Annotated in this window: 11 protein-coding genes; 2 read left to right on the plus strand and 9 right to left on the minus strand. The window is 31.7% G+C overall.

Annotated features, from left to right (window positions below; translation table 11 throughout):
* Positions 1-2: 2 nt before the first annotated feature.
* From AB7942_RS08330 to galE, 6 genes are all read right to left on the minus strand, one after another.
* A complete protein-coding gene (locus tag AB7942_RS08330; RefSeq protein ID WP_369446479.1) occupies positions 3-1,811 on the minus strand; it encodes an ABC transporter ATP-binding protein in 1,809 nt (602 codons plus the stop codon).
* Positions 1,812-1,830: 19 nt separating this feature from the next.
* Positions 1,831-2,286: a signal peptidase I gene (locus tag AB7942_RS08335; RefSeq protein WP_369446480.1), complete on the minus strand. Its 456-nt coding sequence runs from the start codon at positions 2,284-2,286 to the stop codon at positions 1,831-1,833.
* Positions 2,276-2,551 (minus strand): PqqD family protein, encoded by a 276-nt coding sequence (locus tag AB7942_RS08340; RefSeq protein WP_369446481.1) that lies wholly within the window; start codon positions 2,549-2,551, stop codon positions 2,276-2,278. The genes AB7942_RS08335 and AB7942_RS08340 overlap by 11 nt, the downstream gene beginning before the upstream one ends.
* Positions 2,548-3,333 carry a hypothetical protein gene (locus tag AB7942_RS08345; protein ID WP_369446482.1) on the minus strand — a complete coding sequence of 262 codons (786 nt, stop codon included), beginning with the start codon at positions 3,331-3,333 and terminating at the stop codon, positions 2,548-2,550. Before AB7942_RS08345 ends, AB7942_RS08340 begins: the two co-directional genes overlap by 4 nt.
* An 84-nt stretch (positions 3,334-3,417) precedes the next feature.
* A complete protein-coding gene (locus tag AB7942_RS08350; protein ID WP_369446483.1) occupies positions 3,418-3,681 on the minus strand; it encodes a hypothetical protein in 264 nt (87 codons plus the stop codon).
* Positions 3,682-3,948: 267 nt separating this feature from the next.
* Positions 3,949-4,995: a UDP-glucose 4-epimerase GalE gene (gene galE / locus AB7942_RS08355; RefSeq protein WP_369446484.1), complete on the minus strand. Its 1,047-nt coding sequence runs from the start codon at positions 4,993-4,995 to the stop codon at positions 3,949-3,951.
* A 281-nt stretch (positions 4,996-5,276) separates the two neighbouring features.
* Between galE and AB7942_RS08360 the strand changes: the two genes are divergently transcribed.
* Together AB7942_RS08360 and AB7942_RS08365 are read left to right on the plus strand one after the other, a co-directional pair.
* The gene (locus AB7942_RS08360) at positions 5,277-7,397 is read left to right on the plus strand and encodes a right-handed parallel beta-helix repeat-containing protein (protein ID WP_369446485.1); all 2,121 of its coding nucleotides are present in this window, start codon (positions 5,277-5,279) and stop codon (positions 7,395-7,397) included.
* Positions 7,398-7,716: 319 nt separating this feature from the next.
* Positions 7,717-10,038, plus strand: a complete 2,322-nt coding sequence (locus tag AB7942_RS08365) for a right-handed parallel beta-helix repeat-containing protein (RefSeq protein ID WP_369446486.1) — start codon at positions 7,717-7,719, stop codon at positions 10,036-10,038.
* A gap of 522 nt (positions 10,039-10,560) precedes the next feature.
* Here AB7942_RS08365 and AB7942_RS08370 read toward each other — a convergent pair.
* From AB7942_RS08370 to AB7942_RS08380, 3 genes are all read right to left on the minus strand, one after another.
* Complete coding sequence (locus AB7942_RS08370) at positions 10,561-12,111, minus strand: lipopolysaccharide biosynthesis protein (protein WP_369446487.1); 1,551 nt, start codon at positions 12,109-12,111, stop codon at positions 10,561-10,563.
* Between the two features lie 220 nt (positions 12,112-12,331).
* Entirely contained in the window at positions 12,332-13,252 is a 921-nt protein-coding gene (locus AB7942_RS08375; protein WP_369446488.1) for an SP_1767 family glycosyltransferase, read from the minus strand.
* A gap of 102 nt (positions 13,253-13,354) precedes the next feature.
* Entirely contained in the window at positions 13,355-14,374 is a 1,020-nt protein-coding gene (locus AB7942_RS08380; RefSeq protein ID WP_369446489.1) for a glycosyltransferase, read from the minus strand.
* Positions 14,375-14,377: the final 3 nt, after the last annotated feature.

Consider the following 14,377-nt stretch of genomic DNA (forward strand, 5'->3'; position numbering starts at 1 on the left):
TATTATTTTGAAACTAACGACAAAGGTGTTCCTTTATTTGAACGAAAGGATGTTTCGTTGAGTTTCCGGTATAAACCCTTTTGTCCCAATAACTCTTCATGTGTTCCTTGCTGAACAATTTTCCCATTATTCATTACCATAATGACATCAGCGTTTTGGATTGTGGACAACCGGTGGGCAATTACAATCGTCGTTCTACCCTTCATCAATTCATCCAATGCTTCTTTTACGTAATATTCTGTTTCTCCATCCAAAGCTGAAGTAGCTTCGTCCAGTAAAAGAATGGGCGAATCTTTTAGAATAGCACGGGCAATCGCGACTCTTTGTTTCTGGCCTCCAGATAACTTCATCCCATTTTCGCCAATTTGGGTCTCATATCCGTTAGGAAGCGTGAGAATGAAGTCATGAATCTCAGCGCTGATTGCCGCATCTACCATTTCTTTCTCCGTCACATTGGGACGGGCAATCAAAAAGTTTTCTCGAACAGTTCCTGCAAATAAAAAGGTTTCTTGAGGGACATGTGCGATTGAACTCCTTAACTCTGAAGCTGTAAATTCTTTTATAGATTGACCAGCTATTTGGATTTCTCCTGATTGCGGCTTATAAAACCCCTGTAAGAGATTAAACAATGTACTCTTACCGGCTCCACTAGGACCAACAAGGGCCACGACTTTTCCAGCGGGAATCTCAAAATGAAAATGTTCAAACACCTTTTTATTTTCCACATAACTAAAGGTAACGTTATGAAACTGAATGGAATCAACCAGTTTCATGGTTGGATCAAAAGAAGGTAATTCTTTTAGATCAGCTGGTGTTTCGAGAACAGCCAGAACTCTTTCTAGTGCAGCTACAGATCTTTGAAAGCCAGCCCATAGACTGGCCATTCCCGTGATTGGATAAAATAAGTGACCAACCAAGTTAAGAAACGTTAACAAAGCTCCAACAGTTAGTACCCCTTTGGATACGAAAAGAGCTCCAACAGACAGGTTAATCATAAAAGTGATAGAACCTAAGATTTGACCACCCGTATTATACCAGCTTTGAAGTTTTGCATTTTCAAGCTCCAATTGAAATAATTCCTTATTTTGTTTGGCGTACTTATTATATTGAAGTTTCTCAAGTGTAAACGAACGAATAACCGTAAAGCCATGAAACGTCTCATTTAGGTGGCTATTAATATTTCCTACTAATCGGTGTATCAATCTACCATTTTTCCGAAGTAACAAGCCAAATGCGACACCAGATAATGCAGCGATTGGGGCAATGATAAGGCTCACCAAGCATAGTGTCAGATTAATATTTACCAAATAAAAAAAGACGACAATATAGATAATCGGCAGTCTAACTAGACTAATAAGATTACTGCCGATCACCCCATCGACACCATGAATATCATTAGAAAAATGGGACATTAATTCACCGGAGCGAATATTTGATGTATCTGCAGCTGGCAGTCTTAATACATGGTGAAAAAAATGGTTTTTAATATCCATTTTTACCCCATTCGTCGCAATCATATTAAAGTATGTATAAGAAACACTTGAGACGATACTCAATAAAATAAGCAATGCTCCATATGGAATAAATGATAAAATCTGTTGATAGCCACCATGAATAGCTGCATCAGTAATCTGACCATAGTACTTTGCAAAAGCGATCGTTAAGTAAATGTCCAATCCTAATAATAGAAGAATGACAATATAAGCCTTCCAACGTTTCATAATAAAAGGCATAACAAAGGAAAAGGTCCTGCGAAGATCTTTCATGGTAAAATATTGCTTAATTAAAGAATCAATCCGTTCCTTCATCATATGGACACTCCAAATTTTATTAGAATTGTAATTTGAATTTCCTATTTAAAAATTTTCTAAGCATGCCTGATAGTATAGGAAAGGTAAGAATCATTTTTCCCCAACAGCGAGCAAGAAAATGATGCGGGTTTATAGTCAGTTGTTTTTTTTGCACACTTGTTAATTTACCAAGGATATACTCTTCTCTTATAAGTTGATCATAGCCAAGGTTTGTATCACCCTTAAATAGGAAAAACCGTTGGTTATCTATATTTTTTACGCTCACAAATCGATGGGCAATTAATTGACTTGTTTGCGAATAGAACAGAATCACATCGCCCTTCTTTAATTGTGAAGATGGACATGGGATAAACCTACAAAGATTACCTTGTTGAATAAAAGGAAACATACTATTCCCATATGCCGGCAGCTCCAACCAGCCATCCTTGTTGATAGTACGTTTAAGAAGTGCAAAAGTATGATTGTCAATCAACATGTTCAATCAGCCCGCACTGAACGAGATTGGCTAGAAATTCTTCCATGTCTTTTTTTACTTGCCGCACATTTTCAGTTGTTGAAAACTTCTCCAACAAAGATTGAGTTAGGGAATCAACTGTTTGAACCTTATTAAGCAAGGACCAGCAATATCCACCCTCATCATTTAATTTCGTGATGCTATATTGGTCTGTATTCAAGACAATCCATTCTCCATCAAGCTCGGTAGCTTCATAATTTCCTTTTTGAATATAATGAGTCATCATGATATTAACTCCCAAAATGTATTATTTTTTTGAAAATGCAGTTCATAAACAGGTACATTCTTCACCAATTTGGTCATTAACCTCATTATGGTTTTCGTCTCTTCAACACTATGGGGCCAAAAGAAGACTTTATCCATTAAATGAAGTAGTGCATCCGATTTAATAGATCTGGTTCTTTTATTTTGAAGGGCTTGGTAAAGCAATTGAACACTAGCTAATTCTACATTTCTATCAAAAAAATCCACTTGGATTTCACTACGAAATGGTGAATTATATACAATAACTTCATTGGAAGTAATTTTCACAAGTGTAGCCTCATCTGAAAGAAGTGGTCTTGGATACGATAGTTTGGCTGCTGTTGATTTACCTGCCCCCGATTGACCAGCAAAAATATGGGCTTTACCATGTTCTATTGCACATGAGGAGTGGATCAAGAGACCCCAATTATGATAAACGATGAATGCACTGTATAAATTTGTTAATGCGTGTTTTAAGGCGAAATCATTGTAAACAGATATAGTCGCAGACTTAAAATCAGTATCAACCTCTATTAAGTAATCAGCTCGACGGTAAAGGATATGGTTGTGATTTTTAGTGATTTCTACATCATAATCTTGAAATGAAACACCGTAGCCTTCTTCAATTTTGATGACTAGATCTGGCTGCGTATTATCAGCATAAATGTGGGAGTGATAATTTTTTTCAAACATTTTCTTTAGATTTACAGATTCACAGATTATATGTATGAAATGGTCGCCAATTTTTGTTTTTATTTCGTTCATATTGGCCTCCTATAGGATAAGTCGATATTGATTAGGAAGGGAAGCCAATGGAGATATTCCCTTTGGCCTTCCGCCTCTGTGAAATTAAGGGTTAACATTTGGATTACACTGACCTACCCCGATATTACCATTTCCGTTTCCATTGCCATTTTTATTTCCATTGCCGGCGGTTCCCGCTCCACAAGGTTGTGGATTTGGATTTGTGTCTACTGGGAAGTTAATTCCATCATTGCCTGTTCCCTTATGGTCGTGTTTACCCTTACCTGGATTCCAACTCTGGGCTGTTTCAAAACGTATTGGTTGATGGCTTAAGACGATTGGTCTAGAATAAACTGTTTCTTTAATCACTTATATCACCTCCTTACCTATCAAATATCGTTCACTATATTGAACATTAAACCCAAAAAAACTTGTCAATTTTCATTTTATAATATAGAAATATCTTTATATAAAATTATAATCCAATAAACGTTCTGTTAAAAGAACAAAAATTCGACAAAAATGTGATGCTCTATTAACTTATTCGTTGATAAAACGTTTATGCGACTACCAAATAAATACCTCTTTGGGTTACAATCCATTATTTAAATACCGGTCAAAATTAATATAATAATTTTATAATTGATTAACAGCACTTATTTTCTCGTACTCTTTCTCAAATCCATTAGGATAATTAACTTGCCATCGCCATGAATCTCTACACATCTCATCAAGACCTTTATTGGCATTCCAATTTAGTTCTTCATTTGCCTTGGAAGCATCGGCAAAACTAATAGAAACATCTCCAGGTCTTCGGTTTACAATTCTATATGGTATTGGACGCCCAATTACTTGTTCAAAGGCACGAATCATATCTAATACGCTGTATCCTATACCAGTTCCTAGATTATATGCCTTTATTCCTGAATTCCCCATAACGTTTACCAGAGCTTTTAAATGACCCTCTGCAAGATCTACCACATGAATATAATCTCTAACTCCTGTACCATCATGTGTTTGATAGTCACCACCAAATACTTTAAGTTCAGGTAATGTCCCAACAGCTACTTGCGTAATATAGGGAACCAGATTGTTAGGAATACCATTAGGATCTTCTCCAATTTGCCCACTGCAGTGTGCACCAACTGGATTAAAATAACGCAACAGGGCAATACTCCAGTTTTGGTTGGAAGCATATAAATCTTGTAAAATTTCCTCAATCATAAGTTTTGTGCGCCCATAAGGGTTTGTTGCTTGAAGTGGTAAATCTTCACTTAGAGGTACCTGTTCTTGAAATCCGTATACGGTTGCTGAAGAACTAAATACTAAGTTATATACCCCATATTTCTCCATAACTCGACATAAATTTAATGTTCCTACTATATTGTTGTTATAATACCGTAATGGCATAGATACCGATTCTCCAACTGCTTTTAATCCAGCAAAATGAATCACTGCCACAATACCATTTTCAAGAAACACAGACTCTATTGCAGAGTAATCGAGTAGATCCACATCATAGAATTTAAAGTTCTTTCCCGTTATTTCAGATATCCGTTTTAATGATTCTGGTTTACTATTCAAGAAATTGTCCAACACAACAATTTCATGTCCTGCATTCAACAATTCTATACAAGTATGAGATCCAATATATCCTGCGCCGCCTGTAACTAATATAGACATAGACAAAATTCCTCCCTAAACAGTTCATTATAAAGAACTATGAATCAAAAAAAATTTACGGTTTTTAAATCCCATAAATTTTAACTCCCTATCTGAATATTATAATTCAATTATCGTTCTTTTTAAAGAATATCCATTCGACAAAATCCGAAGAAAATAACAATTAACTTAAGATGTTTCCCCCAGTACATCTCTAAAAGGATTGCTTATTTTATTAGTTAAATTCGGGAATAATTATTTTGTGACTAAATAATAGGATAAAGTAGAAAAGGATGAATAACTTGAAAAAATGGTTTTTTACGCTCGTAATAACACTGCCTTTGCTTATTTTATTATCCCCTGTTAATTTTTCTAACTCTTTTGTCAATGCTCATGCAGAAAATACAAAAATGAGTGCCAAATATACTCTAGAACTAGACCGTTGGGGGATTTATAACGATACTACACACGCCAGGGACACAACTAAAGGATTGAATCAAGCTCTGAAATGGGCTCATCAACAAGGATACACTACATTTGTTGTTCCGGATGGTAGTTACTTGATTTCAAAAGATGGACAAATCAATATGGTAAGTAATATGGTTTTTGAATTAGGAAAAGGTTCTGTTCTACAAAAAGAGACGAACAGTAATAAAGGCTATATTCTACTTTATATCGGACCCGGGGTTCACAATGTTACTATAAAAGGCGGAACTTTCAAAGGAGATAGTTTAACTCACGATTATAATACGGTAAAATCAACGCATGAAGGCGGGTACGGTATTGTAACTAGTGGTGCAAGTAATGTAACCATTGATGGAATTAAATCTGTAAACTTTACGGGAGATGGCTTAGCTATAGGTTTAATGGGTAAACTCATCAAAGAATTTTATGCGAAGAGTTTTGTTACTGGATCGGTTAATTCTTATGGCAAGTTGGTTAACGACTCTACTAAAATGAGGTTGGAAAAGATCCCGCTAACAGACCGGTATTTTAACATACAAAATACCTTCCAATTCCTTCACCAACAAAATATGCCTACAAAAGACTATACTGCATTCTTTTATAAATCAGATGGGACCTTTTTAACGAGCTTGAATTCAAAAGAAATGAACACACCGGTTGGCTGGGGTTTAATGGATATTCCCAAAAATGCAGCTTATTTTAATGCAGTATTTAATACGTCTTATGTTCCAAATAATGTATATATTGAATTTTGGATGCAAGGTGTTTCTAAAAATGTAATGGTCAAAAATTCTGAGTTTGCATTTAATCGTCGACAAGGCATTACAATTGGCGGAGCTCTAAATACCACTATCGTAAATAACAAGATTCATGATATGAAAGGGACGGCTCCTCAATCAGGAATTGATGTTGAAGCAGGATACATGTTAAATAATCATATCAAAATCAAAGGAAATAAATTTTATAACAACCAGGCCTATGACTTAATTTTATATGATGGTAGAAATGCGATAGTGGAAGACAATTCTTTCTCTTCTAAAACAATCGGATTGGCTATTTCAGAACCTTTCAAATATGCGAAGGTAAAGAACAATACATTTAAAGATGCAAGAATTTATGTATACAACGATGCCGCATTCGACTCTAATACAATGGAAGGCGGAATGGCTGCCTTCCTTGGAAAAAATATTAAAATAAATGACATGGAATTTAAGGATACATTAGTCAATTTAGCTAGTTCCACTCCATTTGGTATTGAGGTCTCCAATATTACTGTAAAAAACACGAAGAACGAACACACTCAATTTGGTGTTAATCGAAATCCGATTCACTTGAAAAATGTAGCCATTATTGGCCAAGCTGCTTTAGATAGTTTTGGAGGAAATGCAGCAGATGGAAGTACCTTTGATCATTTAAAAGTTATTGGATATACACGAACCCAATTGCCAAGGGGAACTTATAAAAACTGTGAATTTGAGGCAGCCAAAGGCAATAACGGAGTGGCTGTTAATAATTCTGGTCATTACGAATTCAATAATTGCAGTTTCACTTCATTCAAAGGAGGATTTGAAACGAATAAAGTGCTCGGAATACCAGATAAAATTTTATTAAAGAATTCAACCATAAAGGTACTAGGAGATAACAGTCCTGGTGTCTCTATCCAAGCAGGTAAAACAATAGTACTAGAAAATAACACGATTGAAACAGGTACTTTCCCATATAAAACAAATGCTATTATTCAAGTGGGAGATTATTGGAAAAGGGATAACCCTTCAATTGTTTCCAATTTAACCATAACAAGAAATACCTTAAAATCAAGCGAAAAAGGAGTAATCAGTATCTCCACAGTCAATGCTGGTAAAAATGCTCCTTCATATTTAATTGAAAATAATAAGATCTTTCATGGGAAGTTGGAATTGAAGACAAATGATATTAAAAGAAAAAACGATCACGAGTAATAAGTAAGCCCTCTCAGCCGAGACGGGCTTTATTTTTTATTGAACCTGATATCTTCTTACCTACTTCGTGTAATTAAGAATATAACCATCATAGGACCCAAGCTTACACAATTAATACTTTTTTGCTTATATAATAGATCCCCACTATTAATCATTCCTTTTACGTAAATAAACATAAAATATCTAAGTATAGTAAACTTGTCCAATCACAAAAAAGGCTGAACCATATTATATTTAATACCCGACATTTAGTTTTTCAAAATTTAATCTAAATTCTATTTCAAAAAACTCGGGCTAATTCGAAAGGAAGTGCGAAAAGATGTATCTTATTGAACTTGATAGATGGAATATCAAGCAAGGGTTTCCGAGAAAACCTTATACTGATGCAGACTTTTTAATGGCAGATACGAACATTCAAGGAATAAACAATGCTATACAATACGCATTTAGCAATGGTTATGATGGTGTATTATTGCCTAAAGGCCAATATGCGTTATGTTATCCAAGAGAAATAAAAATGCTTAGTAATATGACATTCAACTTAAATGGTTCCACTTTAAAAGTAATTTATAATTCTGATCGAAAATCGCCTTTTGACAACCGTACTACAACAGACTTCTATAAATTTGGCGGAAACAGTATAGTATTTGAAAATGCAACGGATGCCCATTTGACAGGTGGAACGATAGTAGGTTGTAGAGATGATCGAAGTTTTTCCAATCCATCTGAAGTAGCTATGGAAAGCACCTATGGTGTGAAATTTTCAAAAGGTACAAGCTTTAGTTCTATAAAAAACTGTGTGGTAAGAGATTATATGGGAGATAATATTACAATTACCAGTGAGTCAATTGCTGGATATGCTGAGTTTAATCAGGGACTTACATTAAATGCACTAGATTATTCAACAGGTCAGCCAGTTGCATCAACCAACACTGTAATAACAAGATATATAGATCTACCTCAAGATATTAAATATGATTCAATCATGCTGACTGGGGCGGGTTATACCCGACTTACTAATCTTGTTTCCAAAGATTTTGACATATTTTTCTACGGTCAGAACGACTCCTTTATAGGAGTAATGAAAAAAAGAAAAATATATACCGATATTTCTGTTCCTGTAGGGGCGAAAAAATTTAGATTGTTATTTTATAATGAAACTAACACTTCTAAATATATTCAAATCACTATCAGATGGGGAAGTATTCCTCACCATAATCTTGTGGAACACAATGAAATATATAATGGACATCGAGGCGGAATATCTTTAGGTGGAAGCTATAATGTAATTCAGCATAATTTAATTAGAGATAATGGCAAAGGCACAGTAAGATTTCTAGATGGAAAGCCAATTTTTAATGATCCGACAAGATATTCTATTAATCAGGAAGATTCTTACGGAGATAACTGTATTATTAGGAATAACTTGATTTATGGCAGTTACCATGGTATTTTAGCTGGTTGCTATTCTATCCAAATTGAGCATAATCATATTTATAATATTGATAATATAGCTATTAATCTATATTCAGTATTACATGCTACTGTAAAGGGAAATTTTATTTATAACTGTCTTAATAATATTGGCCTGATGACTTCAAATTTTGAATCTGCACATGTCAAGATAATAGGAAACAGTTTTCATAGTGGATCAATGAACATAAATAACTCTACCTATGAAATATTATTAGCAGAAAATAATTTTGTAAATCCAAATCTTATTGTTACTGGTGAGGGTTGCAGTTTTATCAATAATCACATTAAATTCACCACTCCTCCATCTGCCACAGTAAATATACAAGCAAATAAAATCGAAGGATGCACGTTTAAATCGACAACTCTAATTGAGATTACATCTACAGTATACCAATTCGAAGGGTGTACCTTTGACAATATAACCGTACGTATTCAAACTCTCAACTACCAAACTCTTGCGGAAAAAGTATTATTCCAAATGTGCAACTTTAAAAATAGTGTAATTAGAAATCATCTATTTAATGGTAAAGCGCGATTAGTTACAGTTTCAAAGTCAAAGTTAATCGACACTTCTGTTGCGGTAGGAATTACAAATGTAGACAATCAAAATCCCTTTATATCGGTAGAGGATTGCGATATTGTGATTAATACAATTACTAGCTTATTTACCTCAGACACGAACCGATTAAACAGCACTTTTAAGGCAGAACGTTGTAATATAGAAATTACCAATCCTAATTTCTCCTACTTGTTAAAATCCGGAAGCGGTGTTGCAGCTAACCAGCTTATATTAAAGCGGTGTACTATTGAATATAAAGGATCTGCTCCACTACGACTCAACTACTATAGTAATAAAATTCATATAAGTAAATTCATATCAGCTTATAATAAATTTATTAACATCTTTCTTCCTGCTGAGGATTCAGGAATTTATATCGGTTATGATCCTGATTACCAATTTAAACAAAATATTTCACTTCAACCAGATGGCGATAAATATTCAGCAATAGTTACTCATAATTTGAACACATTAGACCCAAATGTTCTCTGCGTTTCCACTGCAGCTGAGATTCTACTTCCTAACGTAATGATAATAGATCAAAATTCTATAGTCATAAAGAATTCTGTAGGTATTAATTTAAAAGTAACAGTAACAAAGCTATAAAAAGTTAAATATAATAAATAAAGCTTCTGCATAAAAGCAGGAGTTTTTTGTTTAGGTTAAAATCTTTAAAAAGGGGGAATTTTTAAAAATTTCAACTTAAAACATTATATTCATTGAATATTTTCTATTGAAATATTTGCTATTGATTTAATCCTCATTAAAGGAAAGTATGTAATAATTTTAGTTATAAAAAAATATATCTTTTATAGAATTTAAAAGGAGCATTGGTAAAGCTTAGTTTTTTTCACATAATAATTAACCTGAAATCACTAAGAAGAATAGGATTTTTATCCTACCAAAAGAGATTGTTAGTCCGAATATGACAAAATAATAGCAAAATCTCACGATATTATAACAATAGTATCTCTGCAGCCATGAATAATCCCCTCGATTTTTTACATGAAAATTAGTATATCCATTAACCTAATTTACTCAAATATGAAGTTTTCCTGAATAAATAAGAAATAGATGCTAAAAATTACATTAAAAAAAAGAAAAATTACCTTAAAAATAAGAGATATACTATGCTGATAATCGACCTTTTTTAAACCTTGATTGTTTTAATAATTTTTCCAAAATACTCTTAAATATATCCGATATATATTTAAACTCATTTGTTCTGTGAAAGATAGCAATATAGATTGTGTTAGGTATTATAAAGCAAACTGTTCCCTTTAATAATAATGACAATATCCCGTCACTGAAAAGAAAATTACATATTAAATTTGTAAGCAAACAAGTTCCTAATCCAATTAAAACGAAATAAGTATATTTTAGAAAATAATAAAAAACGGACCTTTTGAATACTTTTTTGTAAACCAAGTATGGAGCAATCCAAAATGGAACAAATAAGGTACTTATTAAAGTTCCAATAAAAACACCTGTAATCCCAATGTAATTAACCAAAATAATGGAAGCACCAAGATTTATAGCCGCTTCAAAAAAAGGAGCAAATCTATCTTCCTGAAAAATTCCAGAAGTAGTCTTTACAATAGATATGGAGCGGCGCATTCCTGAAACGAAAAAGTTAATCATTAAAATTATCAATATGCTCTTACCCATAATAAAGTCCGATCCTAACCAAAAAGTAATAAAAGGTTCCATTATTATATATAGAAAGATTGTAAAGAATGAGTAAATCCAAAAATTTATAAGCATGGTAACTTTAAAGATTGTAAATAATTTTTCTTCATTTTCCTCCGCTACTAGGTTTCCTACACTGTGGGTAATGTTATCAAAAAACTGATTTATAAAAGTCCTGCAAATATTTATTAACATATAATAATTGGAATATAATCCAACTGCTTTTACACTCACAAATGAAGCAATCACGATATTATCTGTACCAAATACAGCATATCCGCCAATGTTGTGTAATATTAAAGCTTTTACATTTTTTACAATATTACTTCGCGTTTCTTCATCTAGTTTCCCTGAACCCTTATTTCTTAATAGAGGGTACATTTTGTTTGCAATAAATGTTAAAATTATCGACGTTATTATCGTAATTAATATATCTATTACTAAATATAGAATATAATTATTTGTAGCATATAAAATTCCAATCTTAATACATGTGGCTAAAATGGATGATAAGGAATAAACTCCAGTTACAATATAACCTTTTTGACATACATTTAAGAAAGAAATTTTGTATGAAAACAAATATGATGATGCTGTATTTAATAAAAAAATCACATAAATTAATCCAATATTATCGACAGTTGAATCTTTTATAAAGTACTTAAGAAAAGGTAGTAGTGACAAACCGAGTAATAATACGACTAATGCAATTACCATATATGCCTTTTTATAAAATTGCATTAGAATATTAATTCTTTCCTTGTTTCCTTCTGCTACCGGTTTATAAAGATTATATATAATAGCTGATCCAATTCCTGCCTCAGCTAAAGATAGCATTCCTAATATATTAGAAAAAAGACCATTAACCCCTAAATATTCAGCACCTAAATAATTAACAAACACACTCCTAGATATAAAGCTCAATAAGGTAATAATAATTTGACTACCTATACCAGCTAAAATATTATATATTGAATTTTTTACTCTCATATTTTTCTCCTACATTAAATGAATTTCGATTAATATTGAAGTTTCAAATAATATTTAATTTTAGAAAATTATTAAAAATTATTTATAATCTCTAGGATAATGCAAATTGCTGTAAAAAAGATATTTGTACTTAAATGTACAAATACCTTTTTTATAACATTATATAATTTATCTATAATCACTAAATATAACTTCTAAAATAAATCTCGCCGAACCGCTTTTAACTAATAACTGCTCTAATTTGACTGAGGTATTTTTTATCTTTTATTTCGCCAACACCTTTTCCTGCACCGGCTTCACATACATATTTATTTTCAACACCAATTTTATTTTTGGCTTTCCTCAAATACCATTCATATTCAATATCTACATGGCCAATATCAATTGCCTGATAACCTAGATTATAAAGATCATATGCTAAAACGGTAGCAGTAGGGCCGATTGCCAAAAGGATCAATTTAGATTTATCAATTTTTTTTGCTTCTTCTAGAATTTGATTATATTTAAAAAATGCATTTTCTTCAGGTACTAAAATTCTTTCGATGGAACTTGTATTATCAAATAAATCATTGCCTATCCCTAACCTACTTTTACTACCTTCTATAATAACAACTTCTTTTCCTTCCCATAACAATTTTAATTTTGATAACCAATTACTACATTTCGACTTGTCTTTAAAAGGATAATAAAACCGTGAAATAAAGGAATTGTAATAAACTTTGTTTTTATCTAAAAATTCATACCAAGAAACTCTATACTTTGCATTGTGAATACGCCAGTAAGACTTTGGTTCATCTGATAAATAAGACAAATCTTTAAAGATATCTGGAAGACAAACTAAAAAATTATCTTCATTTTTTAATAATATTTCTTTTAATCTATTGGATAAAAGGACATCTCCTTCTTGAAATGTTATACTTTTATTTTTTATTAATTTAAATTCACCATCCCCGTATCTACACACTGAAGCTTTCTTATTAATTATTTCTTCTAATGTTTCATCAATAGATTTAATAGAAGGTGTTTTATATAAATGTCTAACACAATTATCTTTAATAATAAGAGTTTGAATAATACAAAAGTTTCTAAAATCGATTAATTTATTCCAAAGAAAAACTAATAATTTTTTTACCACCTTCACTAAAGCCTCTTTTCCATCAAAAGTTTATATTCTCAAAATCCTTTATTTGAAAATAAACACTATTATTATTCATTTATTTTAGAAATATATAATGTTAAATATTCACAGTTTCAATTCTTTTTTAAAGTTTTCCATTAAAATTGGGTAAATCTTGAATTTCAGTGCTAAAAAATATAAATACTCTTTAATATTATTACATTTATAAAAATATCCAATTTCATTAAGACTATCAGTAATCATTTGATAATTTACAATACGATTTATTTCAATATGTGTTACGATACCCTTACGACCTTTTAAATTATTTATTATTAATCTCAATATATTATTTATATAGTAATTTGCCATATCCCTTTTATAATGATTGTATTTTAATAACCCAAATTTTTTTGATAATTGTTTCCTAATTTTATATTGAAGTACTAAGCTGCTTTCTAACTTCGGTTTATATGCTGCTCTCATCAGACTTTCTAGATTATCTACTGTATATAAATATAAACTTTCTGGCATTACATATACTCTTTTCGATTCTAGAAAGTATTCTAAATTAAAAATAACATCTTCACCAATAAAAACTTGTTCATTGAATCGGATGTTTTTTTCTTTAATTAATTTTAATTTGTAAATATTTCTCCATACAAAGCAGAGATCATTATTTGAATGTATGTTTGGTGAACTTAATATTAATTCTTTTCCAGTTAAAACAGTATTTAATTTAAAATTAGGATAAATGACTTTATTTGTTGGCACTGTTTTATATCCGCTGATTACAGCATCACATTGATTTTGTTCCGCAATGCTATACAACTTAGTAAAATAATCTTCACAAATCTGATCATCAGGATCAATAAAAACAATATATTTACCTAAAGCTATATTGATTCCTGTATTTCTTGCACTACTCAATCCTCCGTTTTTTTTATGAATGACTTTAATTCTCTCATCAAACTTAGAATACTCTTCACAAATTTCCCCACAATTATCTAAGGACCCATCATTCACTAGAATTAACTCAAATTCCGAAAATGATTGATTTAATATAGAGTTAAGACATTTACTTAGATATTTTTCCACATTATAGACAGGAACTATTATTGATATTACTGGAGTTTTATTAAGCAATTT

The sequence above is a fragment of the Neobacillus sp. BF23-41 genome (genome assembly GCF_041106275.1).